The organism is Bifidobacterium aemilianum, assembly GCF_003315635.1.
GTDB lineage: Bacteria > Actinomycetota > Actinomycetes > Actinomycetales > Bifidobacteriaceae > Bifidobacterium > Bifidobacterium aemilianum.
In genome coordinates this window covers 1-452 of the sequence record NZ_PDCG01000080.1, presented here as the reverse complement: position 1 = coordinate 452, position 452 = coordinate 1, and the positions used below count along the sequence as shown (strand labels likewise).

1 pseudogene is annotated in these 452 nt (G+C 60.8%); it reads left to right on the top strand.

The annotated features are described in order from the left end of the window. Positions 1-290, top strand: a pseudogene (locus CRD60_RS08890) (hypothetical protein); the annotation flags it as partial. Positions 291-452: the final 162 nt, after the last annotated feature.

The window sequence follows — 452 nt, the reverse complement described above, 5'->3', positions numbered from 1 at the left end:
GGGACGAAGTGCGTGTCACGGTCATCGCCGCAGGGTTCGATCCGAACGCGCAGAAAGCGGCCCAGTTGGAGCGCGAATCCGATGGACTGGCTGACTCCGAAGAGCCCGCTGCGGACGGGGAATCACAGGAGCAGGATTACAGGCAGCCCGACGATCAGGATGATTCCAATCCGGAACCCCAGATCTGGCAGCCGCCCCAGGACGAGCCCCAGCGGCAGGACAAGCCGGCAGATGATGAGCCCAGGCCCTCGGATCCAGGCTACCTGGACATCCCGGACTTCCTACGCTGACAAACAGTGTCGGTGGAATACGAGTCAAGTGCTAGAAGGAGTGGGAAGCCATGGCAGGTTTGATGAAAAGCGCCATGTCATACTTCGGTATGGCTGACGTCGTGGACGACGAGGTGCAGGTCGAGGAGGACGAAGGTCTGGATTCGGGGTTCGACACGGATC